The sequence below is a fragment of the Azospirillum sp. UENF 211521 genome, assembly GCF_058780535.1.
Genome location: NZ_JBSNCF010000005.1, coordinates 58392 through 79858, shown reverse-complemented (window position 1 = coordinate 79858; position 21467 = coordinate 58392). Strand labels below are relative to the sequence as shown.

At 70.3% G+C, this 21467-nt stretch carries 21 protein-coding genes; 17 read left to right on the top strand and 4 right to left on the bottom strand.

Annotated elements, in window-relative coordinates; all coding sequences use genetic code 11:
• Positions 1–40 precede the first annotated feature (40 nt).
• From ACWPN5_RS29650 to ACWPN5_RS29610, 9 genes are all read left to right on the top strand, one after another.
• Positions 41–655 carry a YbhB/YbcL family Raf kinase inhibitor-like protein gene (locus ACWPN5_RS29650; protein WP_200478100.1) on the top strand — a complete coding sequence of 205 codons (615 nt, stop codon included), beginning with the start codon at positions 41–43 and terminating at the stop codon, positions 653–655.
• Between the two features lie 36 nt (positions 656–691).
• The gene (locus ACWPN5_RS29645) at positions 692–1594 is read left to right on the top strand and encodes a polysaccharide deacetylase family protein (RefSeq protein ID WP_200478101.1); all 903 of its coding nucleotides are present in this window, start codon (positions 692–694) and stop codon (positions 1592–1594) included.
• Positions 1595–1654: 60 nt separating this feature from the next.
• On the top strand, positions 1655–2659 hold the full coding sequence (locus ACWPN5_RS29640) for a TRAP transporter substrate-binding protein (RefSeq protein ID WP_492299080.1): 1005 nt from the start codon (positions 1655–1657) through the stop codon (positions 2657–2659).
• A 76-nt stretch (positions 2660–2735) separates the two neighbouring features.
• Positions 2736–3263, top strand: coding sequence for a TRAP transporter small permease subunit (locus ACWPN5_RS29635; RefSeq protein WP_492299078.1), 528 nt, complete (start codon positions 2736–2738; stop codon positions 3261–3263).
• Position 3264: 1 nt separating this feature from the next.
• Positions 3265–4557, top strand: coding sequence for a TRAP transporter large permease (locus ACWPN5_RS29630; RefSeq protein ID WP_145683619.1), 1293 nt, complete (start codon positions 3265–3267; stop codon positions 4555–4557).
• Between the two features lie 26 nt (positions 4558–4583).
• Positions 4584–5390: an enoyl-CoA hydratase/isomerase family protein gene (locus tag ACWPN5_RS29625; protein ID WP_492299076.1), complete on the top strand. Its 807-nt coding sequence runs from the start codon at positions 4584–4586 to the stop codon at positions 5388–5390.
• Complete coding sequence (locus tag ACWPN5_RS29620) at positions 5390–6754, top strand: MmgE/PrpD family protein (protein WP_492299074.1); 1365 nt, start codon at positions 5390–5392, stop codon at positions 6752–6754. The genes ACWPN5_RS29625 and ACWPN5_RS29620 overlap by 1 nt, the downstream gene beginning before the upstream one ends.
• Before the next feature lie 10 nt (positions 6755–6764).
• Positions 6765–8150 (top strand): phenylacetate--CoA ligase family protein, encoded by a 1386-nt coding sequence (locus tag ACWPN5_RS29615; RefSeq protein WP_492299072.1) that lies wholly within the window; start codon positions 6765–6767, stop codon positions 8148–8150.
• A 1-nt stretch (position 8151) separates the two neighbouring features.
• Positions 8152–9462, top strand: coding sequence for an amidase (locus tag ACWPN5_RS29610; protein ID WP_492299070.1), 1311 nt, complete (start codon positions 8152–8154; stop codon positions 9460–9462).
• A 34-nt stretch (positions 9463–9496) separates the two neighbouring features.
• Here the strand turns inward: ACWPN5_RS29610 and ACWPN5_RS29605 are convergent, their stop codons facing one another.
• From ACWPN5_RS29605 to ACWPN5_RS29595, 3 genes are all read right to left on the bottom strand, one after another.
• Positions 9497–10375, bottom strand: coding sequence for a CPBP family intramembrane glutamic endopeptidase (locus tag ACWPN5_RS29605; RefSeq protein WP_492299068.1), 879 nt, complete (start codon positions 10373–10375; stop codon positions 9497–9499).
• Positions 10372–11043 (bottom strand): helix-turn-helix domain-containing protein, encoded by a 672-nt coding sequence (locus ACWPN5_RS29600; protein ID WP_492299066.1) that lies wholly within the window; start codon positions 11041–11043, stop codon positions 10372–10374. The genes ACWPN5_RS29605 and ACWPN5_RS29600 overlap by 4 nt, the downstream gene beginning before the upstream one ends.
• 363 nt (positions 11044–11406) lie before the next feature.
• A complete protein-coding gene (locus ACWPN5_RS29595) occupies positions 11407–12435 on the bottom strand; it encodes a GlxA family transcriptional regulator (RefSeq protein WP_492299064.1) in 1029 nt (342 codons plus the stop codon).
• Between the two features lie 119 nt (positions 12436–12554).
• Between ACWPN5_RS29595 and ACWPN5_RS29590 the strand changes: the two genes are divergently transcribed.
• From ACWPN5_RS29590 to ACWPN5_RS29570, 5 genes are all read left to right on the top strand, one after another.
• Positions 12555–13625, top strand: coding sequence for an ABC transporter substrate-binding protein (locus ACWPN5_RS29590; protein WP_035681838.1), 1071 nt, complete (start codon positions 12555–12557; stop codon positions 13623–13625).
• A gap of 26 nt (positions 13626–13651) precedes the next feature.
• Positions 13652–14749 carry an ABC transporter ATP-binding protein gene (locus ACWPN5_RS29585; RefSeq protein ID WP_492299063.1) on the top strand — a complete coding sequence of 366 codons (1098 nt, stop codon included), beginning with the start codon at positions 13652–13654 and terminating at the stop codon, positions 14747–14749.
• Positions 14746–15609: an ABC transporter permease gene (locus ACWPN5_RS29580; protein ID WP_492299061.1), complete on the top strand. Its 864-nt coding sequence runs from the start codon at positions 14746–14748 to the stop codon at positions 15607–15609. Before ACWPN5_RS29585 ends, ACWPN5_RS29580 begins: the two co-directional genes overlap by 4 nt.
• A complete protein-coding gene (locus ACWPN5_RS29575) occupies positions 15606–16394 on the top strand; it encodes an ABC transporter permease (RefSeq protein WP_145683651.1) in 789 nt (262 codons plus the stop codon). Before ACWPN5_RS29580 ends, ACWPN5_RS29575 begins: the two co-directional genes overlap by 4 nt.
• Before the next feature lie 78 nt (positions 16395–16472).
• A complete protein-coding gene (locus ACWPN5_RS29570) occupies positions 16473–17480 on the top strand; it encodes a proline racemase family protein (RefSeq protein ID WP_247888829.1) in 1008 nt (335 codons plus the stop codon).
• A gap of 128 nt (positions 17481–17608) precedes the next feature.
• Here ACWPN5_RS29570 and ACWPN5_RS29565 read toward each other — a convergent pair whose 3' ends face one another.
• Positions 17609–18310 carry a GntR family transcriptional regulator gene (locus ACWPN5_RS29565; protein ID WP_492299058.1) on the bottom strand — a complete coding sequence of 234 codons (702 nt, stop codon included), beginning with the start codon at positions 18308–18310 and terminating at the stop codon, positions 17609–17611.
• 160 nt (positions 18311–18470) lie between these two features.
• On the opposite strand from ACWPN5_RS29565, the gene ACWPN5_RS29560 reads away from it, so the two are divergent.
• The 3 genes from ACWPN5_RS29560 to leuD are packed head-to-tail and all read left to right on the top strand — an operon-like array spanning position 18471 to position 21413.
• Entirely contained in the window at positions 18471–19343 is an 873-nt protein-coding gene (locus ACWPN5_RS29560; RefSeq protein ID WP_145683653.1) for an isocitrate lyase/PEP mutase family protein, read from the top strand.
• A 26-nt stretch (positions 19344–19369) separates the two neighbouring features.
• On the top strand, positions 19370–20785 hold the full coding sequence (leuC, locus tag ACWPN5_RS29555; protein ID WP_200478115.1) for a 3-isopropylmalate dehydratase large subunit: 1416 nt from the start codon (positions 19370–19372) through the stop codon (positions 20783–20785).
• Between the two features lies 1 nt (position 20786).
• Positions 20787–21413: a 3-isopropylmalate dehydratase small subunit gene (gene leuD, locus ACWPN5_RS29550; protein ID WP_492299056.1), complete on the top strand. Its 627-nt coding sequence runs from the start codon at positions 20787–20789 to the stop codon at positions 21411–21413.
• Positions 21414–21467: the final 54 nt, after the last annotated feature.

The following is a 21467-nucleotide window of genomic DNA, read 5'->3' as shown; positions in this document are numbered from 1 at the left end:
GCCCTAGGCTGGAGGCCGACCAAGACGACAGGATGCTTCCATGCCCTTTACCCGGCCAAACGCCCGTCCAGAGCCTCTGTGGGCGCCTCTGCTGGCCGCCGCCCTGACCCTCGGCGCCGTGACCGCCACCGCCCAGGCCCAGAGCCAGCCCCAGGCCAAGCCCTTCGCCCTGACCCTGCCGGGCCACGCCGATGGACGGTTCCAGGCGAAGAACAGCCTTCCGGCGGCCTACGGCTTCGGCTGCGACGGCACCAACCTTTCGCCGGAGATCCGCTGGGACAACGCTCCCGAGGGAACGCGGAGCTTTGTGCTGACCATCCACGACGCCGACGCGCCCACGGGCATCGGCTGGACCCATTGGGTGGTCGCCAACATCCCGGCCGACGCCCGCGTCATTCCGGAGGGCGCCAGCGGCAAGGCCGACCGCCTGCCGGCGGGGGCGTTGGAATCGCGCACCGACTTCGGCGCCCCCGGCTTCGGCGGCCCGTGCCCGCCGCAGGGAACCGAGCATCGCTACACCGTCACCCTCACCGCGCTGGGCCTCCCCGCCCTGCCCGCGATGGTGACCGCCGACTCCATGCCGGCCCTGGTCGGCTTCCTGAGCAAGGCCAACGCGCTCGGCGAAGCCAAGGCGGTCCTGCTCTACGGGCGGTGACCCCCGATCCCACGATTGCGAAACGGAACGACGGACATGCCTGACCTGACGCCTGACCCATCACCTGAACTGAGTTGGCCGGACGGCCGGACCCTCGCCCTGTCGATCGTCGTCAACGTCGAGGAGGGGGCCGAGATGTCCCTGGCCGACGGCGACAAGAAGCCGGAGCCGGTGGACGAGCTGGGGCTGGCGCTCGGCCTGCCCATCCGCAACTACGTCAACGAAAGCAACTACCAGTACGGCATCCGCGCCGGCGGGCCGCGCGTGCTCGACCTGCTGGAGGACCACGGCATCACGGCGACCTTCACCGCCGCCGCCGTCGCTCTGGAGCGGGCGCCGGAGCTGGCCGGCCGGATCGTCGCCCAGGGACACGAGGTCTGCTCGCACGGCTGGCGCTGGGTCCACCAGTTCTCCTACGACGAGGCGCGTGAACGCGACTTCATCGTCAAGGCCGCCGACGGCATCGAGCGGACGACCGGCCGCCGCCCGGCCGGCTGGCTTAGCCGCTACCTGCACACGCCGCGCACCCGCCGGCTGCTGGTGGAGGAGGGGTTCCTCTATCACATGGACGATGTGTCCGACGACGTGCCGCGCTGGGAGCCGGTGACCATGGCGGACGGCAGCTTGCGGCCGCTGGTCTGCGTCCCCTACGCCATCGACACCAACGACATGAAGTTCTGGACCCACCCCTCCTACACGCCGGAGCAGTGGCTGTCCTACGTCTGCAACAGCTTCGACTGGATGCTGGCGGAATCCCGGCGCAAGGGGCCACGGATGCTGTCGGTCGGGCTGCACCTGCGCATCATCGGCCGGCCCGGCCGCATCTGGGCGCTGGAGAAGTTTCTCCGCCACGTCGGCAATCATCCGGACGTCTGGATCACCTCGCGGCTCGACATCGCCCGGCGCTTCGCCGCCTGCGTGCCCTGGACGGGCGTCTGAACTCCCCTTTCCCGTGATCGGCCGGCTTCCCGGAACGGCCCCCCATCAAAGGACGACAGGATGCTTCATGCTGTTCTGAAGGCGACCCCCGCCGCGGTTCTGAAGGCCGCCGCCGTCGCGGCGCTCGTTCTGGCCGGCGGCGTCACCGCCCGCGCCGCCACCGTCTGGGACGTTTCGGTGCCCTGGCCGGCGTCCGAGTTCCACACGGTCAACGCCGAGCGCTTCGCCAAGGCCGTGGGCGAGGCGACCAAGGGCCAGGTGACGCTGACCATCCATTCCGGCGGCTCGCTGGGCATCCGGGCCAACGAATCGCTGCGTGCGGTGGAGGACGGGGCGGTGCCGATGGCCGAGGTCGCCGGCTTCCTGAACGTCGGCGACGTGCCGATCCTCGGTCTCGAAGCCATCCCCTTCCTGGTCAAGGACTACGCGGAGCTGCGCCGGCTGCACACGCTCCTGCGCCCGATCTGGGAGGCGGAGCTGGCGAAGCGGAACCAGAAGATCCTCTATGTGGTGCCGTGGCCCAGCCAGAACTTCTTCACCAAGACCCCCATCGCCAAGGTCGCGGACATGAAGGGGGTACGCATGCGCACCTACGACGCCAACACCACGGCGATGGTCCAGCGTCTGGGCATGGTGCCGCTCCAGCTCGGCAACGCCGAGGTGGTGGCGGCGCTGGCCACCGGCAAGGTTGACGCCGCGATGACCGCCGGTTCCACCGCGGCCGCCCAGAAATACTGGGAGTTCCTGAAATACGGCTTCAACACCAACCATCTCTGGGCGTCGAATCTGATGACCGTCAACCTCGACTCCTGGAAGACGCTGAGCCCGCAGCAGCAGGCCGCCATCGAGGCGGTCGCCGCCGGGCTGGAGCCGGACTTCTGGACGATCTCGGAGGGCGAGCACACCCGCCGCATGGCGGAGCTCCAGGCGCACGGCATGACCGTCGGGCCGATCGCCCCCGAGCTGCGCAAGGCCCTGGAGGAGGCCACCGCCGACATGACCGCCGACTTCATCCGCAAGGTCGGCGGCCCGTCGGCCGATGTCATCGCGGCCTTCAAAAAGTAAACGCCGCTCCGTCCCGGACGGCGGCACCGGCGTCGCCGCCCGTCCGGGCTTCCCTGTCCCGTCCGGAGGGTTTGTCATGCAGAGCATCATCGGCGTCTTCGACCGGATTCTGTTCGGCGGCGCGCTCCTCGCCTGTACCGCCGCCGCCCTGCTCGCGGTCATGCTGATCGTCGAGGTGGTCACGACCTCCTTCTTCACCTGGTCGCAGCCCTGGGCCATCGAATATTCGGGCTATCTCCTGGCCGTCATCCTGTTCGCCGGCTCCGGCTGGGCGCTCGACCAGGAGGCGCACATCCGCGTCTCGCTGCTGACGGCGCGGCTGCCGAAACGGTTCCAGGCGGCGCTTGAGGGCGTCACGGTGCTGTTCGGCTTCGGCGTCGCGTTGTTCATGGCGGTGGCCACCGCCGAGAACGCCCTGCGCAGCCTCGGCACGGGCTCCGTCAGCGTCTATGTCAGCCACACGCCGCTGGCCTTGCCGCAGGGCTTCCTCGCCCTGTCCATGGCGCTGCTGGCGCTCGGCTTCCTCAACCGGCTTCTGAGGCTCCTGTGCGGCCAGCCGGCCCTGCCGGCGTGCAACGCCCCGGCCGCCGTGGAGTCCGTCTGAGATGCTCGCTCCCTCCCTGTTCATCGTCCTCGCGCTGGCCGGCCTGCTCGTCTCCGGCCTGTGGGTCGGGATGTCGCTGATGGCCGTCGGCGTCTTCTCCCTCGAACTCTTCCGCGACATGCGGGTGGACCGCTTCCTGGCCTCCGACCTGTGGAGCACCGGGACGGCGCTGGAGCTGGTCACCCTGCCGCTGTTCATCCTGATGGGCGAAGTGCTGTTCCACTCCCGGCTGGCCGAGAACCTGTTCGCCGGGCTCAGCCCCTTCGCCCGGCTGCTGCCGGGGCGGCTGATCCAGGTGAATGTGCTGGCCTCGACGCTGTTCGCCACGGTCTCCGGCTCCTCGGCGGCGACCACCGCCACGGTCGGCCGCATCACCATCCGCGAGCTGGACAAGCGCGGCTATTCGAAGATGCTCAGCTACGGTTCGCTCGCCGGGTCGGGCACGATGGGCTTCCTGATTCCGCCGTCGATCCCGATGATCGTCTACGGCGTGCTGTCGGAGGTCTCGATCCTCGACCTGTTCATCGCCGGCGTCCTGCCGGGATTGCTGCTGGCGGCGCTGTTCTTCGGCTACATCGCGGTGCGGTGCGCGCTCGATCCGTCGCTCGCCCCGGTGGACGAGGCGCGCTTCACGATGGCCGAGCGGGTCCGGGCCATCGGCCAGCTCACCCCGACGGTGCTGCTGATGGCCTTCGTCATCGGCTCGATGCTGGGCGGCTTCGCCTCGATCACCGAGGCGGCGGCGATGGGCGTGCTGGGGGCCGTGATCCTGGTCGCCTGGGAGCGGCAGCTCTCCTGGGCCATGCTCGGCAAGTGCCTGCTGGGCACGGTGAAGACCTGCAGCATGATCGGCCTGATCCTGGCCGGCGCGCTGTTCCTGACCAAGGCCATGGCGCGGCTGGCCATCCCGGGTCAGGTCGCCGGGATGATCGAGGGGCTGCACCTGTCGCCGATGATGCTGGTGCTGCTTCTGCTGGCCTTCTACCTCGTGCTGGGCTGCGTCATCGACGGACTGTCCACCATCGTCATGACCCTGCCGGTGACGCTGCCGCTGGTCGTCAACGCCGGGCTGGACCCGCTGTGGTTCGGCGTCTTCCTGATCGTGACGATCGAGATGGCCCAGATCACCCCGCCCGTCGGCTTCAACCTGTTCATCCTCAACAGCATGACCGGAAAGTCGATCGCCTGGCTGGCGCGGGCGGCGGCCCCCTTCTGCGCGTTGATGGTTGTCCACGTCGCGCTGATCACCCTCTTTCCGGCGATCGTCACCTGGCTGCCCGCGGCGCTCCGCTGAGGCCCGAACCGACAGGAACCCGAACCATGCCCTCCTCCTTCAGCCCCGCCTCGTTCAACCTCGCCTCGTTCAGCCTCGAATGCGATGGGCCCGTCGCCCGCATCACGCTGGACCGGCCCGACAAGCACAACGCGCTCGACCGCGACGCCTGGGTCGCCCTCGGAGAGACGGTCGCGGCGCTGGGGGCCGCGCCGGAGGTCCGTTCCGTGGTGATCGCGGCCCGCGGCGGCCGTGCCTTCTGCTCCGGCGCCGACATCGCGGAGTTCGCGACGGCCTTCGCCACGGCGGACGCGGCGGCGGCCTACGGCGGTGCGATCGCCCACGCGCTGGAAACGGTCGCCGGGTGCCCCAAGCCGGTCATCGCCGAGATCGACGGCGCCTGCGTCGGCGGCGGCTGCGCGTTGGCCATGGCCTGCGACCTCCGCTACGCCAGCGAGCGCAGCCGCTTCGCCATCACCCCGGTGAAGATCGGCGCCGCCTACTCCTACGACGACACCCGCCGTCTGGTCTCGCTGGTCGGGCCGGGGCGCGCCAAGGAGATCCTGTTTTTCGCCGATTTCCTGTCGGCGGAGGAGGCCTGCGCCGCCGGGCTGGTCAACCGGGTGCTGCCCGCCGGGGAGCTGCGCGGTTTCGTCGCCGAGCGCGCCGCCCTGGCCGCCCGTCGCTCGCGCAACGCGCTCGGTGTCGCCAAGGCGGTGGTGAACAGCATCGCGGCCGGCGCCCAAACGCCGCCGCCGGAGGTGTCCGCCGCCATCGCCGGGATCTTCGCCTCCGCCGACTTCCGGGAGGGCTACGCGGCCTTCCTGGAGAAGCGCGCGCCGGAGTTCGCGTGATGGGCGCCCCGGCGACCGGGCCGTCGCTGACCGAGGAGCTGCACGGACTGCTGGCGCGGCCCGTCACCGCCGACGACCGGCGGCGCGCCGCCCGCCACGTCCTGGACTGGCTGGCCTGCGCCGTCGGCGGGGCCGCCACCCCGGCCGGGACGGCGCTGCGGGGGCAGGCTGCGCTGGCCGGCGCCGGCGCCTGCACCGTGGTCGGGGTCGACGGTCCCGCCGCCCCGCTCGACGCCGCCTTCATCAACGGCGGGCTCGGCAACATCCTGGAGATGGACGACATCCACCGGACCTCGATCCTGCATCCGGGACCGATCGTCATCCCGGCGGCGCTGGCCGCCGCCCAAGCCTTCGGACGCCCGGCGGAGGCCTTCCTCGACGCCGTGGTGCGCGGCTACGAGGCGACGATCCGCATCGGCCGCGCCGCCGGGACGCCGCATTACGCCCGCTTCCACGCCACGGCCACCTGCGGCGTCTTCGGGGCGGCCGCCGCCGTCGCCGCCCTGCTGGGTCTGGATCGCGCCGCCACCGTGGCGGCGCTGGGCAACGCCGGGGCGACGGCGGGCGGGTTGTGGCGCTGCCGGCTGGAGCCGGTGATGACCAAGCAGTGGCACAACGCCACCGCCGCCCAGAACGGCCTGCGCGCCGCGGCGGCGGCGCGGGCCGGGCTGACCGGCAGCCGCTTCGTGCTGGAGGGGGCGGAGGGCTTCTTCGAGACGCTCGCCTCCGGCGGCGGCGACCCGTCGCTGGTGCTGGCCGACCCGGACGCCCCCTGGCTGCTCCACGAGACCAGCATCAAGCCCTGGCCGTCCTGCCGCCACAGCCACCCGACCGTCGACGCCGCCCTGCTGGCGCGTGACGCCGGGATCGCGGCCGGGGACATCGCCGATCTCCTGGTGGAGAGCTACGGCGACGCCCTGCGCTTCTGCGACCGTCCGGAACCGGCGACGGAGCTGGAGGCGAAGTTCAGCCTGCAGCATGTCGCGGCGGTGTGCCTCGCCTCCGGTCCGCCGGCCCTGGAGGATTTCCGGCCGCAGGCACTGGACCGCGCGCCGGTCGCCGCGCTGCGGCGGCGGGTGCGGGTGGCGCGCTCCGACGCGCTGACCGCGGCCTATCCCGAGCATTACGGCGCCACCCTGACGCTGACCCTGACGACCGGCGAGCGTCGGCGCTTCCACGTCCGCGACGCGCTGGGCGACCCCGAGAATCCGGTGTCCCTGGACACCCTGCGCGGCAAGGCTCTGAGCCTGTTCGCGGCGGGCGGGCTCGACCCCGACCGCGCGGCCGACCTGACGACACGAACGCTGGCGCTCGGCGACGGGGGTTCCCTGGCCGACGTCGCCGCCGGCATCCCGAACCGCTGAGATCCCGACGATGAACTATTTCGACGCGCTCGACCTTCCGACCATCCGCGCCCGCTACCCGCTCGGTCCCGACTTCCTGCGGCGCTACCGCGGCATGAGCCGCGACGAACTGCGCGCCTTCCAGGATCTGCAATTCCGCGAGTTGATGGCCTTCGGCTGGCGTGTGCCCTTCTACCGGCGCCTGTGGGGCCGCCACGGCATCGAGCCCGGCGACGTCCGCGGCCTCGACGATCTGGAAAAGCTGCCGACCTACTCCAAGGACGACCTCATGGAGTCGGTGGAGCATTTCCCGCCGCTCGGCGACTTCCACGGGCTGGACGCCCATCCCGACGACGCCCGCCCGCCGCTCGTCTTCCAGACGACCAGCGGCACGACCGGCAAGCCGCAGCCGCTGCTGTTCGGCCCGAAGAGCCGCGAGGTGCAGTCGCTGTTCCTCGGCCGGATCTACGGTCTGCAGGGCATCACGGCGCGCGACGTCGTGCATTCCGTCTACGGCCACGGCATGGTCAACGGCGGCCATTACATCCGCGAGGCGGTGATGCACTGGGTCGGCGCGCCGCTGCTCAGCGCCGGCACCGGGATCGAGACGCGCTCGCTCAACCAGGTGACGCTGATGAAGGCGTTCCGGGCGACCGCCATCGTCGGCTTCGGCGACTACATCAAGCGGCTGGCCGAGGTGGCGATCGAGGCGGGGATCACCCCCGGCGAGGACATCCCGGTCCGCATCATCAGCGGCCATCTCGGCGCGGAGACGGCGGAGGGCATGTCGCGCATCTGGGGCGGCGCCGAGGTCTACGACTGGTACGGCGTTGGCGACACCGGCGCCATCGCCGGCGAGGGGCCGGACCGCTCCGGCCTGCACATCATGGAGGACGGCCAGCTCATCGAGCTGCTGGACGTGGACAGCCACGCGCCGGTGGAGGGCGACGCGCTGGGCGACATCGTCTGCACCTGCCTCTACAAGACGGACGTCTTCCCGATCATCCGCTTCAACACCCACGACGTGACCCGCTTCATCCCCGGCGACAACCCGCTGGGCATCCCGATGCGCCGCATGGCCGGCTTCCTCGGGCGCAGCGACAACATGGTGAAGCTGCGCGGCATCAACATCTACCCGCAGGGCATCGGCTCGGTGCTCACCAGCCAGTTCGCCGACGCCTCCGGCGAATACTACTGCGAGGTCGAGAGCCGCGACGGACGCGACGAGATGTCCGTCGCCGTGGAGACCCGCAGCCAGGACCCCACCCTGGCGGCCCGGATGGAGGAGGAGCTGCGCATGCGGCTGGGGGTCGCCATCGCCATCCGCCTGTGCGCGCCGGGCGACACCGCCGAGGTGACGCAGATCGAGAGGCGGCAGAAGCCGATCCGCCTGATCGACCGGCGCAAGGGGGCCTGACATGCCCGAGCCGCTGTCCCTCCACGCTCCACCCGGCCCCGCGTCCGCCGAACACCGGACGGAGGCCGCGCTGGAGCGCATCACCCGCGAGAACGGGCGGACCCGCATCGTCACCGCCGTCGATGCCCATGGGGCGCTGGCGGCCGCCCGCGCCGCCGACGGGCGGGCCGCGCGCGGCACCCCCCTCGGTCCGCTCGACGGGCGGCTGGTCGCGGTGAAGGACAACCTTGCCGTCCGCGGGCTGCCCTGGACCGCGGGAGTGGGCGCCTACCGCGACCGCATCGCCGACCGTGACGCGGCGGTGGTCGCGGCGCTGCGGCGGGCGGGGGCCGTCCTTCTCGGCACGCTCAACATGCATGAGGGGGCGCTGGGGGCGACCAGCGACAACCCGCATTTCGGGCGCTGCCAGAACCCGTTGCGCGAAGGCTTCACGCCCGGCGGGTCGAGCGGCGGATCGGGCGCCGCCGCCGCCGGCGGCCTGGTCGACGTGGCGCTCGGCACCGACACCATGGGGTCCGTGCGCATTCCCGCCGCCTATTGCGGGACCTACGGGTTGAAGCCCACGGACGGCAGCCTCGACCGCGCCGGGCTGGCCTTCCTGTGCCCGACGCTGGACACGATCGGTCCGGTCGCCGACGACCCGGCGCTGCTGCTGGCCGCGCACGAGGCGATGGCCGGCGTCTCCCGGCCCGCCGTCGTGGCGGAGCCCGCCGCCCTGCGTTTCGCGGTGCCGCGCCAGATCGCCGAGGTGGACAGCGAGCCCTGCGTCCAGGCGGCCCTGCAGATCGCCGTCGAGTGGCTGCGGCGGCGCGGTGCCGTGGTCGAAACGGTCGATCTGGCCGGCTGGGAGCCGTCCCGCGCCCGGCGCGGCGGCCTGCTGCTCATCGAGGCGGAGGCCGCCGCCATCCTGCCCGATCTGCTCGACCCGTCCGTCGCGGGGGTCAGCGCCGACTTCCGCGACTGCCTCGCCTACGGAGCGGGGCTGTCCGCCGCCCGGCTCGTCGACGCGCTGGACCGCATCAAGCGCGCGGGCGACGCCTGCCGAAAGGCCCTCGCGGCTTATGACGGCTTGCTGCTGCCCACGGCGCCGCAGCGGGCCTTTTCCTTCGACGTGGACCCCCCGCCCAATCAGGCCGATTTCACCAGCCTCGCCAATTTCGGGGGCTGCCCGGCGGTCGCCATGCCCGTCGCCGGGCCGCCGGGGCAGTTGCCGGCGTCGGTGCAGATCATCGGCACACCCTATTCGGAGGCCCTGCTGTGCGCTCTGGCTCGGATGTGGGGGGCGGACACCAAAGCGGCGGAAGGCTCATAAGCTCTGGTCCGGCCTCCGTCTGATCGCTGCCCGCTCACTCCGGCCGCAAAGTCGCCTGGGGAATGCGGGGCATCCCACCCGGACGGGGCTTTCCGAAGAAAAAGCCCGGATCGGCGATGATCAGGGCCGCGGTCAGCGCGACGAGAAGCCCCGTCTGGATCACCTTGGTGTCCGGGTGGGTCTGGAACATCTCGTTGAACAGCCCCGCGCTCAGATGGAAGACGATGACGACCGGAATGCTGCGGTTCGACCGGTAATAGAGCCAGTTCATGATCAGCACGAACGGGATGAGGCTCAGCGCGAAGTTCAGCGCGTGAATCCAGCCGGTTTCGGCGACCTGCGCCTGGTAATAGTGAGCGACCATGCCGAGCGGCGCGTGCCAGACGGTCCAATAGAGGGCGAAGACGATCGAGGTCCAGAACAGCGACATGCTGCGCCGGAGGCAGTCGGTCCCGTAGGAATGCCAGCTCAACTCCTCGATGATCGGGGCCAGGAGCAGGGGAAACCAGCCCGGCAGGATGCCGGCGGAAAAGGACGCGTTGGCCGCAAAGCGGAATTGATCGGTGCTGTAGCCGAGCAGCAGAGACAGGGCCTGCGCCAGAAGGATGCTGCCGAGCATGATGCCCGCGCCCAGCGTCGCGAGGCGCAACTGCCGCCGGTCGGGCCGGACCAGACGGCGGTGCAGGTCGTCGCGCAGAACCGGGTCGGTCCGCGTCAGCCGCCACGCGGTGAGGAACGGAAGGAGCAACCCCAGCAGCAGAAGCGCCGCCACGGCGGTCAGGCCGGCGCGGCCGATTCCCTCCTGATGGCTCAGCCACGCCGCGCCGCCCCAGGCCGTCCATGGGCCCAGCGTGGCGAGGGAATAGAAGGCCCAGGGACGGTCGTAGCGTTGAATGATCGCGTCGTCGCTCATGACGGGCCCTTTCCCGACCCGGCCGTGCCCGGTGCGGCTCCGGCCAGGACGGCCAGAAACGCCGAGACGAGGCTGTCCGGCCGCGCGCCGAGCGCCCGTTCGGTCAGGCGCAGCGTCGCCATCAGACGCATGCTTTGCTCGTCCGGTGACCAGCCGAAGCGCGGGTTTCCGAGCAGAAGGGCCTGACCGGCGAGAATGAACTGTATGGTCGACAGCGGGTCCTCGACGGCGAAGTCGCCGGTTTCGCAGCCGCGGTCGATCACACCGGCGAGCAGGGGACCGATCTTGCGGACCAGCGCGATGTTGGCCCGCTCCTGCAGTTCGACGTTGTCGGGGTGATCGAGCGCCTGAGTCAGCGGCGCGTTGTCCGTTTCCACCGCTTTCAGCGCGGCCAATGCGAGGACCAGCGTTTCACACGGCGGGCCTTCGTGCCCCGCGATGACCCGCTCGACGTTTCCGGCCATGGTCGTCACCGCCGCCTCCGCCATGCGCGCCAGCAGGTCCCGCATGGACTGGAAGTGGAGATAGAAGGTGCCCTTGGCGATGCCGGCCTCGCGGGCGATCTGGTCGACCGACACCGCACCGGCGCCATGCTGGCGAAAGAGCCGGGCGGCGGCGCTGAGGATTTCGACGGACCGGACCTCGGAAGGCTTGCTCGTGCGTGGCATGATAGGCACCTCAATTATGACTGACCGTCAGTCATTACCGCGACCACGGTCGCATTGCCAAGATGATTCGCAGGGCTGGCCGTGCTTGATCGTCTTTCCGCCCACGCGAAGACCGGTGTCGGGCAAGGCGGGCCGACCCGCCGCTCCTGTCGGTGGCCCTTTCGGTCGCGGGCGGCATGGTGGGCTGCGCGTCCACAATCCGGGTGCCGGCGATTACGCCGAGCGATCGCGGGCAGATCTTTGAAAAGTTCTGCCGGTCGTCCAACGTCAACCGCCTTTGCCGTGCGGCTGCCCCAGATGGCCGCGACGCCGAATGCGGTTCGCCTCAGCCCTGCCGAATGCCGGGTGTCCTGAACGGCCGCCTCACGCGCCGTCGCTCTTGCCCTTGCGCGCCCGGCTGGGCATCTCGCCGAACTGGGTCTTGAAATCGCGCGAGAAATGGGCGGCGTCGGCGAAACCGCAGTCGAAGGCGATCTCGGTGATCGTGCGGCGTGTGTGCTCCAGCAGCCAGCGGCCGTAATCCAGCCGCAGCCGGCGCTGAAAGGCCGACGGCGAGATTCCCAGCGCCGCCTGGAAGGAGCGTTCGAGCTGCCGGGCGCTGACCCCGACATAGCGGGCGATGGCCTCGACCGAAGGCGGGGAGTCCAGACGCTGCTCGATGAAATGCGTCGCCTGACGGACGCGGGCGTCGGTCACGCCGTCGAGGTTGGCGTAGAAATGGGCCTGCGGCAGCGCGCCGGGGCGGATGTCCTGCAGCATCATGTGGCGGACGGCCTGCCGCGCCTTCTGCCCGCCGCAGTGCCGTCCGACGAGATAGAGGCCGAGGTCGATCGCCGCCGTCGACCCGGCGCAGGTGATCAGGTCGCCCTCGTCGATGAAGAGATGGTCCACCGAGGCGTTGGCGGACGGGAAGCGCTCACGGAAGGTGTCCAGCACGTTCCAATGGACACAGACGCGGCGCGTGCCGACGAGGCCGGCGCGGGCGATGGCGAAGGTGCCCGTGCAGATGCCGAGGAGCCGCACCCGCTGCGCCGCCACCGCGCGCAGATAGGCGGTCACCGCCCCCGGCACCTCGTTCCGGTAGTCGTTGCCGCCGCACACCGCCACATAGTCGAAGGGCGCCGGGGCGAGCAGGTCGCTGTTGGGCGTCACCAGCACGCCGCAGCTGGACTGGCGCGGCTGCCCACCGACGCTCATCACCGTCCAACTCGCGTCGATCTGCCGGCTGCGCCCTCCGGGGTCGGCGGCGAGCCGGAGCGCGTCAATCAACCCGGAGAAGGCGGTCAGCGTGAACTGGTCGAGCAGCACGAAGCCGATGCGCAACCGGGGATCGGCGGAGGGCGGGGCGTCGCGGTCGGGGGCGTCCGTCGTGTCGGGTCTGGGCGTCGGCATGTCGGAAATATTCAAGGATTCGGCAGCATTCTTCTATCGGAAAATACGTCGGAACAATTAGCTTTCGAACGAACCACGGCTCTGACGCCCGCTGGACCGACACCACGAAGGAACCGGTCATGACCCATACGCGCGCCGCCACCCGCACCGTCTCACGCTTTGCCGCCCTGACCGCCGTCCTGGCGGCCGGGGTCTCCCTGTACGCCCTGCCGGCCGCGGCCCAGGGCGAAATCCGCGTCGCTTGGTACGGCGGCAACTGGGGCGAGGCGTTCCGCACCTGCGTCGCGGAGCCCTTCACCAAGGCGACCGGCGTCCGCGTCGTTCCGGAGATCGGCACCTCGACCGTGACCTTCGCCAAGCTGCAGCAGCAGAAGGACGCGCCGACGCTCGACGTCGCCTACATGGACGGCGGCATCAGCGAAATGGCGCAGGCGGCGGGCGTGCTGGAGGCCATCGACCCGACGGGCGTGCCGAACTTGGCGAAGGCGTTGCCGGAGGCGATCTACAAGGCGGACGGGTCGATCTTCGCCGTGGGGTCCGGCTACTACTCGCTCGGCCTGACCTACAACACCAAGGAGATCAAGACCCCGCCGACCTCGTGGAACGATCTGTGGAAGCCGGAGTTCGCGGACACGGTGACGATCCCGTCGCCGGCCAACTCCTCCGGCGTGCCCTTCGTCATGTTCCTGAACCGCATGTGGGGCAACCCGCCGGGCGACCTGTCCAAGACCTTCGAGAAGCTGAAGACGCTGAAGACCGCGCTCTACTTCGACAGCTCGGGGGCGGCGAGCAACGCCTACCAGAGCGGCGAGGCGATCATCGGCGCGCATTTCAACGTCGGCGCCTGGGATCTGGCCGACAAGGGCCTGCCCATCGGCTTCGCCGTCCCGAAGGAAGGCGTGTGGGCCACCGACGCCCGCCTGCATCTGGTCAAGAACGCCCCGCACAAGGCCGACGCCCAGCGCTTCATCGACACCGCCCTGACCCCGGAAGCCTCGGCCTGTCTGGCGGAGAAGCTCTATCTCGGCCCGGCGGTGCAGGGCGTGTCCGTGTCGCCGGACGTCGAGCGCAAGCTTCCCTGGGGCGTCGGCGGGTCGGTCAAGAATCTCCAGCTCTTCAACTGGGCGGACATCAACCGCGACCGCGCGGCGATCACCGACGCCTGGAACCGCGAACTCGCCCGCCAGTGAACCGCAGCCAGCCGGGGAGCCCCTCCATGTCCGCGACGCCCAAGCCCGACGCCCTGCTCTCCATCCGCTCCATCGACAAGCATTTCGGCACATACCATGCGCTGAGGGACGTGTCGCTGGATGTGGCCCATGGCGAGTTCGTCGCCCTGCTGGGGCCGAGCGGCTGCGGCAAGACGACCCTGCTGCGCTGCATCGCCGGCTTCCTCTCCCCCGATTCCGGGGCCATCCGGATCGGCGGAGAGGACGTGACGCGGCTGCCGCCGCACCGGCGCCCCCTGAACACGGTGTTCCAGCACTACGCCCTGTTCCCGCATCTGAGCATCCTCGACAACGTGGCCTACGGGCCGCGCCGTCACGGGGTGCCGCGGGGCGAGGCGCTGGAGCGCGCCCGCGAGGCGCTGGAGCTGGTCGGGCTGGACTCCGCGGCGGGTCGCCACCCGCGGGAGCTGTCGGGCGGCCAGCAGCAGCGCGTCGCGCTGGCGCGGGCCTTCGTCAACCGCCCGAAGCTCCTCCTGCTCGACGAGCCGCTGAGCGCGCTCGACCTGAAGCTGCGCAAGCGGATGCAGATCGAGCTGAAGCATCTCCAGGAGAAGCTCGGCATCGCCTTCGTGTTCGTGACCCACGACCAGGAGGAGGCGATGAGCATGGCGAACCGCATCGTCGTCATGAACCGCGGGGTGATCGAGCAGGTCGGTGACGGGCGGGCCATCTACACCCGCCCGGCCAGCCGCTTCGTCGCCGACTTCATCGGCGAGGCCAACCTGCTGCCGGGAACGGCGGAGGGCGACGCCGGGGTGCGGCTGGCGGTGGGGTCGGCGCTGCTGCCCCATCTCGGCGCCGACACGCGGCAGCGCTACACCGCGGTGCTGCGGCCCGAGCATGTGGAGTTGCTGAAGGAGCCGGAGGCGCCGGGCCTGATCACCGACCAGGGCTTCGTCGAGGACGTCATCGACACCGGCGGGCAGACCGTCGTGACGGTGCGCGTCGGCGAGCATCTGCTGGCCAGCCGCCGGCTGGGCATGGCGGGGGAGGGGCTGAATCCGGGGGCGCCAGTCTTCGTCGGCTTCCATCCGGGGCACGTCCACATCATCGCCGAGCCGGCCACCCACCGGTCCGGACCATGAGCACGACCATGAGCGCCGCCATGAACCGAGCCTTGCCCCTGCTGGCGGCCCCGGTCGCCTTCTTCATCGCCTTCTTCGCCGTTCCGATGATCGTGGTCGTGTCGTCCAGCCTGATGGCAGGCGGCGTGCCGTCGCTGGGCAACTACGCGCGGGTGCTGCTCGACCAGTATCACTGGGACGTGCTGGCGGCGACCTTCCGCATCGCCGGGCTGACCACGGTGGCCTGCGCGCTGCTCGGCTACCCGCTGGCCTATTATCTGGTGCGGGTGGTCAAGTCGGCGGCGTTGCGGCGGACCTGCGTCATCCTGCTCGTGCTGCCGCTGTTCACCAGCAACATCGTCCGCTCCTTCGGCTGGATGGTGCTGCTGGGGCGCAACGGCCTCGTCAACGACGCGCTGGTCGGCGTCGGCATCCTGGACCGCCCGATGCGCTTCCTCGGCACCGAGCTGGGCATCGTGATCGGGCTGGTCTACATCCTGCTGCCCTTCATCGTGCTGGCCGTCGGCAACGCGCTGGCCGCGGTGGACCCGGCGCTGGAGGACGCCTCCTCCGACCTCGGCGCCACGCCCTTCGACACCTTCCGGACGGTCACCTTTCCGCTCTGCCTGCCGGGGCTGATGTCGGGGATCGTCATGGTCTTCACCCTGGCGGTCAGCGCCTACGTCACGCCGGCCCTGCTCAGCGGCGGCAAGATCACGGTCTTCCCCATGCTGATCTTCCAGCAGTACAGCACGGTCTTCGACGTGAATTACGGCGGCGCGCTCAGCATGACGCTGCTGGTCATGACGCTGGTCCTGGTCGGTCTGGCCGGCTGGATCGGCAACGCCGGGGCCAGCGCAACGGGGAGGAAAGCCCAATGATCGCCCGGCTTCTTCTGCGGGTGGTGTCCTGGTCGGTCATGGCCTACCTGATCCTGCCGCTCCTGGTCATCGTCGGGTCCTCCTTCACCGCCACCAGCTACCTCGCCTTCCCGCCGCAGGGGCTGACCCTCGACTGGTACGGGCGGATGCTCGGCGACGGCTCCTATCTGGCGGCCTTCGGCACCAGCACCCTGCTGGCCCTGGTCGCCACGGCGGCGGCCCTGTTGCTCGGCGTTCCGGCGGCGCTGGCCATCGCCCGCTGCGAATTTCCGGGCAAGAAGTTCCTGCTGTCGCTGCTGATGTCGCCGCTGGTCCTGCCGCACGTTGTGCTGGGCGCCGCCCTGCTGCAATACTGCGCGGCGCTGGGCCTTATGCGCAGCTTCACGGCGCTGCTGGTCGGGCACATCGTGATCATCATGCCCTTCGTCCTGCGCTCCGTCCTGCCGCAGCTGACCCCGGAGCAGCGGGCGCTGGAGGAGGCCTCCGCCGACTTGGGCGCCCGCCCGATGGAGACCTTCTTCCTCGTTACGCTGCCGCAGATCCGCAGCGGCCTGGCGAGCGGCGCGATCTTCGCCTTCATCTCCTCCTGGATCAACGTCGAGCTGAGTATCTTCAACACCACGGCGGAGATGACGACCATCCCGGTCAAGCTCTTCAACTACGTCCAATACACGATCGACCCGGTCATCGCCGCGGTGTCCTCCATCACCATCGGCGTGGCGGCCCTGGCGATCATCATCCTCGACCTCACCGTCGGGCTGCATCTTCTGTCGGACCGGCGCTGACCGCCGGTCCCGGCACCCCCCGCTTCATCCCCCCGATCCAACACTGAATCCGATCCACGAAAGGGTCCTTCCATGCGCATGCAAGACGCATTCGATGTCCTGTACACCCACACCGAGGGCGAGCCGCTCTGCATCGTCCACAGCGGCATCCCCTATCCGGCCGGTTCCAGCATCCTGGAGAAGCGCCAGTTCCTGGAGACCCATTACGACTGGCTGCGCGAAGCCCTGATGCGCGAGCCGCGCGGCCACAAGGACATGTTCGGCGTCTTCCTGACCCCGCCGTCCGGCCCGGACTACGACGCCGGCCTGATCTACATCGACGGCACCCAGTATTCGCACATGTGCGGCCACGGCACGATCGCCGTCGCCATGGCGATGGTCGCCAACGGCCTCGTCCGCCGCGGCGAGAACGGCCGCACCACCATCCGCTTCGAAACCACCGCCGGCCTCGTCGTCGCCGAGGTGGCCCATGAGGGCGACCGGGTGCTGTGGACCAAGTTCGAGAACGTCCCGGCCTACGTCGCCGCGCAGGACGTGGAGTTCGAGCTGCCGGAGATCGGCCCGCTGAAGGCCGACATCGTGTGGGGCGGCAACTACTTCGGCATCATCGACCTGACCGGCACGTCGCTGCGCATCGGGCCGGAGAACGGCACCGCCCTGTCGCATTACGGCATCCTGGCGCGCGAGCAGCTCCGCCAGAAGGTGGCGATCCAGCACCCGGCGTCGGCGCACATCAACAACTTCAACTTCGTGACCTTCTGGCACGAGCCGACCATCGAGGGCGCCTTCTACAAGAACGTCCACGTCTTCAGCGCCGGCCAGCTCGACCGTTCGCCGGGCGGCACCGGCACCAGCGCCATGATGGCGATGTTCGAGGCGCGCGGGAAGATGGCGATCGGCGACACCATCCGTTCCGAGGGCCTGCTCGGCACCGGCACCTTCGAGGGCAGCCTGCTCGGCGAGACCCGCCTGAACGGCGTGCGCGCCGTGCGCCCGACCGTCAAGGGCACGGCCAGCATCCTCGGCACCGCCCGCTGGGTCATCGACCGCAACGATCCGGTCGGCGCCGGCTTCCTGGTCGCCTGACCGGGTCCTATCGGTAGCGTCCCGACCTTTGTCCCGGCGTCCCTTGAGGGCGCCGGGACCTTTGTGCTGCGCCGATCGGGGCGATCCACCTACCCATATCGGCGCGCCGTCGTTGTATACAATGACGCTCACTCGGTTTTCGGGACCGTGAAGACCGCCCGCCCGGCGCGCACATGGGCGCGCATCACCGACGATGCCCATTCCCCATCGCCGGCGGTCAGGGCTTCGACGATCTCGCGGTGGTGGTTCATGCTGCGGGCGAGGTCGCGCCGGCTGTAGCGGGCGAAGGTCCGCAGAACCAGCGGCATCTCCACCACCTGCCGGATCATCTGGCCTAGGCGCCGATCCCCGGCGATGTCGGTCAACAGGCCGTGGAAGCGGTCGTTCAGCGGCGTGATGCGTGAGAAGTCCACCGCGTCGCCGTCCCCCACGACCGCTTCCATCGCGTCGCACAGCGCCCCCAGCTCCGCCAGGTGCTGGGGCTCGGCGCGGCTGGCCGCGAGACCGGCCACTTGGCTTTCCAGCGTCGCGCGCAGCCCGAAAATCTCGTCGAGGTCCTGGATCGTCCAGGCGTTCACCTTGGCGCCCAGATTGGGCACGAGCTGAAGCAGCCCGTCGGCGGACAGGCGGCGCAGGGCCTCCCGCACCGGGGTGCGGCTGACCCCGGTCAACTCGGCCAGTTCCTGCTCGCGCAGATGGGCGCCCGGTGGCCAGCGGCTGGCCAGGATGCCTTCCCGGATGAAGCGGTAGGCGCGGTCGGCGGCGCGGTTCGAGCCACCGCTCGATCCGTTGTCCCATTGGGGCGCCAGAGCCCCGGCGCTGTCCGCCATGCTGACCTCCCTTGTCCTTCTGTTCGGCGCCCGAACTTTACGGGTTGCGTTGTATACAATGACGCATTATGTTCGTGGGCACAACAAATCAATCACCCGCTTCCGGTGCGCCCTGTTGGACGCCGCCGGCGGACGCGGCGGCGAGGGAGGGATACAACCGGTGACGACACCCGCACAACGCCTGAAAACGGCGCTGGAGGCTCCCGGCCTTCACCTGATGCCCTGCTGCTTCGACGCCCTGTCGGCGCGGCTGATCGAGCAGGCCGGTTTCCGCGTCAGCTTGATGAGCGGCTTCGCCGTCTCGGCCACCCGGCTGGGGATGCCCGACACCGGGCTGATCTCCTTCGCCGAGATGCTGGACCAGCTCCGCAACGTCTGTCAGGCGGCCCCCGGCCTGCTGGTGATCGGCGACGGCGACACTGGCTACGGCAACGCCATGAACGTGCAGCGCACCGTGCGCGACTACGCCCGCGCTGGGGCCGCCGCCGTCCTGATCGAGGATCAGGTCAGCCCCAAGCGTTGCGGCCACACCAAGGGCAAGCAGGTCGTCGGGCGGGCCGAGGCGCGCATGAAGATCCGCGCCGCCGTCGACGCCGCCCGCTCGGGGTCCGACGACATCCTGATCCTGGCGCGGACGGACGCGCGCGCCGTGCACGGCTTCGACGCGGCGCTGGAGCGCTGCCAGGATTTCGTGGAGGAGGGCGCCGACATCATCTTCATGGAGGCTCCGCACGACGCGGCGGAAATGGCCGCCTTCTGCGCCGGCATCGACCGGCCGGCCATGGCGAACATGGTGCGCGGCGGCCAGACACCGATTCTGCCGCCGCACGAGTTGGAGGCGCTGGGCTTCAAGCTCGCCGCCTATCCGCTGACCCTGATGTCGGCGGCCATCGACGCCATGCGCACCGCCCTGGCCGCGGTGGCGGACGGGCGGGAGGGCCACGTGGCCCAGGCCGATTTCGAGGCGCTGAAAACCCTTGTCGGCTTCCCCGACTATTACGAGCGGGAACAGGCCTACCGGGCCGCCGAATGACGGGCCGAATGACGGGAGGCAACGCCATGACCACGCCGCGTTCCATCATCGACAAGATCTGGGACCAGCACGTCGTCGCCGATCTGGGCGACGGGCGGGTGCTGCTCCACATCGACCGCCACATGCTGCACGAGGTCACCAGCCCGCAGGCCTACGCCGGGCTTGCCGCCGCCGGGCGCCGGCTGCGCCGCCCCGACCTGACCTTCGCGACGGCGGACCACATCGTCTCCACCGAGAACGGCCGCACCGACGACACGGTGCCGGGCGGGCCGGAGATGATCCGCGCCCTGCGCGCCAACGCCGAATCCACCGGCGTCGCGCTGTTCGACCTCGGCGACATCCGCCAGGGCATCGTGCATGTGATCGCGCCGGAGTTGGGGATCGCCCTGCCGGGCGCCACCCTGGTCTGCGGCGACAGCCACACCAGCACGGTCGGCGCGCTGGGCGCCATGGCCTGGGGCATCGGCACGTCGGAGGTCGAGCATGTCATGGCGACGCAGACCGCCATCCTGCGCCGCCCGCCGACCATGCGCATCACCGTCACCGGCACCCGCCCGGCGGGCGTGTCGGCCAAGGACATGGTGCTGAAGCTGATCGCCACCATCGGCACGGCGGGAGCGACGGGCTACGGCGTCGAGTACGCCGGTCCGGCCATCCGCGCGCTTTCCATGGAGGAGCGGATGACCATCTGCAACATGTCGGTGGAGCTGGGCGCGCGCTTCGGCCTGATCGCTCCGGACGATGTGACCTTCGCCTATCTCAAGGGGCGGCCCTTCGCCCCGGCGGGCGATTTGTGGGAACAGGCGGTTGAGGCGTGGCGCGCCCTGGCAAGCGATCCCGGTGCCCGCTTCGACGCCGAGATCGAACTGGACGTCTCCGGCCTCACGCCACAGGTGTCCTGGGGCACCAGCCCGCAGGACTGCATCGGCGTCGGCGAGACCGTTCCCGATCCGGAGCGCGAGGCCGACCCCAAGCGCCGGCAGGCGATGCGCCGGGCGCTCGACTACATCGGGCTGGAGCCGGGGACGCCGATCCGCGATCTGCCGGTGGACATGGTCTTCATCGGCTCCTGCACCAACAGCCGCATCGAGGATTTGCGGGCCGCCGCCGCCGTTCTGAAGGGCCGTCGTGTCGCCGCCGGCCTGCGCGCGCTGGTCGTTCCGGGCTCCGGCCAAGTGCGGCGGCAGGCCGAGGCGGAGGGGCTGGACCGGGTGTTCACCGCCGCCGGCTTCGAATGGCGGGAGCCGGGCTGTTCGATGTGCGCCGGGATGAACGCCGACCGGGTGCCGCCGGGCAAGCGCTGCGTCGCCACCTCGAACCGCAATTTCGAAGGCCGCCAGGGGCCGGGGGCGCGCACCCACCTCGCCAGCCCGGCCACCGCGGCGGCGGCGGCCGTGGCCGGCCGCATCGTCGATGTCCGCAGCTTCGAAGGAGGCGCCTGACATGCCGGAACCGATCCACCGCATCACCGGGATCGCCGCACCACTGCCGCAGGCCAACGTCGACACCGACGCAATCATCCCCAAGGCGCACCTGCTGACCATCCACCGCAGCGGGCTGGGCGCCGGCCTCTTCTCCGAATGGCGGTTCGACGACGACGGCCGGGAACGGCCGGACTTCGTCCTCAACCAAGCGCCCTGGCGGGAGGCCAAGATCCTGCTGGCCGGCGAGAATTTCGGCTGCGGCTCGTCGCGCGAGCACGCGGTGTGGAGCCTGATGGACTTCGGCATCGGCTGCGTGATCGCGCCGAGCTTCGCCAGCATCTTCCACGAGAACTGCCAGAAGAACGGTCTGGCCGCGGTGACCCTGGACGAGACCGCGCTCGCCCAACTCGTCGCCGTCGTCCAGGCAACGCCGGCCGCCACCATGACGGTGGACATCGAGACGTGCCGCGTCGCCGCCCCGGACGGGCGGGAGTTTCCCTTCACGATGGAGGCGGCGCGGCGGCAGGCGCTTCTGGAGGGGCTGGATGAGATCGGGGCCAGCCTGCGCCACGACGCCGCCATGGCGGCGTTCGAGGCGCGCGACCGGGCGCAGCGCCCGTGGATTCACGCCCTGCCCACCGCCTGAACGGGTCCGGGTCAACGCGCATGGCCGGAAAGGCCAGCGGCTATTGGGAGGAAC

Coding starts and splice junctions, on each gene's coding strand:
- ACWPN5_RS29650 (WP_200478100.1), top strand. CDS start 41: ATGCCCTTTACCCGGCCAAACGCCCGTCCAGAGCCTCTGTGGGCGCCT.
- ACWPN5_RS29645 (WP_200478101.1), top strand. CDS start 692: ATGCCTGACCTGACGCCTGACCCATCACCTGAACTGAGTTGGCCGGAC.
- ACWPN5_RS29640 (WP_492299080.1), top strand. CDS start 1,655: ATGCTTCATGCTGTTCTGAAGGCGACCCCCGCCGCGGTTCTGAAGGCC.
- ACWPN5_RS29635 (WP_492299078.1), top strand. CDS start 2,736: ATGCAGAGCATCATCGGCGTCTTCGACCGGATTCTGTTCGGCGGCGCG.
- ACWPN5_RS29630 (WP_145683619.1), top strand. CDS start 3,265: ATGCTCGCTCCCTCCCTGTTCATCGTCCTCGCGCTGGCCGGCCTGCTC.
- ACWPN5_RS29625 (WP_492299076.1), top strand. CDS start 4,584: ATGCCCTCCTCCTTCAGCCCCGCCTCGTTCAACCTCGCCTCGTTCAGC.
- ACWPN5_RS29620 (WP_492299074.1), top strand. CDS start 5,390: ATGGGCGCCCCGGCGACCGGGCCGTCGCTGACCGAGGAGCTGCACGGA.
- ACWPN5_RS29615 (WP_492299072.1), top strand. CDS start 6,765: ATGAACTATTTCGACGCGCTCGACCTTCCGACCATCCGCGCCCGCTAC.
- ACWPN5_RS29610 (WP_492299070.1), top strand. CDS start 8,152: ATGCCCGAGCCGCTGTCCCTCCACGCTCCACCCGGCCCCGCGTCCGCC.
- ACWPN5_RS29605 (WP_492299068.1), bottom strand. CDS start 10,375: ATGAGCGACGACGCGATCATTCAACGCTACGACCGTCCCTGGGCCTTC.
- ACWPN5_RS29600 (WP_492299066.1), bottom strand. CDS start 11,043: ATGCCACGCACGAGCAAGCCTTCCGAGGTCCGGTCCGTCGAAATCCTC.
- ACWPN5_RS29595 (WP_492299064.1), bottom strand. CDS start 12,435: ATGCCGACGCCCAGACCCGACACGACGGACGCCCCCGACCGCGACGCC.
- ACWPN5_RS29590 (WP_035681838.1), top strand. CDS start 12,555: ATGACCCATACGCGCGCCGCCACCCGCACCGTCTCACGCTTTGCCGCC.
- ACWPN5_RS29585 (WP_492299063.1), top strand. CDS start 13,652: ATGTCCGCGACGCCCAAGCCCGACGCCCTGCTCTCCATCCGCTCCATC.
- ACWPN5_RS29580 (WP_492299061.1), top strand. CDS start 14,746: ATGAGCACGACCATGAGCGCCGCCATGAACCGAGCCTTGCCCCTGCTG.
- ACWPN5_RS29575 (WP_145683651.1), top strand. CDS start 15,606: ATGATCGCCCGGCTTCTTCTGCGGGTGGTGTCCTGGTCGGTCATGGCC.
- ACWPN5_RS29570 (WP_247888829.1), top strand. CDS start 16,473: ATGCAAGACGCATTCGATGTCCTGTACACCCACACCGAGGGCGAGCCG.
- ACWPN5_RS29565 (WP_492299058.1), bottom strand. CDS start 18,310: ATGGCGGACAGCGCCGGGGCTCTGGCGCCCCAATGGGACAACGGATCG.
- leuC (WP_200478115.1), top strand. CDS start 19,370: ATGACCACGCCGCGTTCCATCATCGACAAGATCTGGGACCAGCACGTC.
- leuD (WP_492299056.1), top strand. CDS start 20,787: ATGCCGGAACCGATCCACCGCATCACCGGGATCGCCGCACCACTGCCG.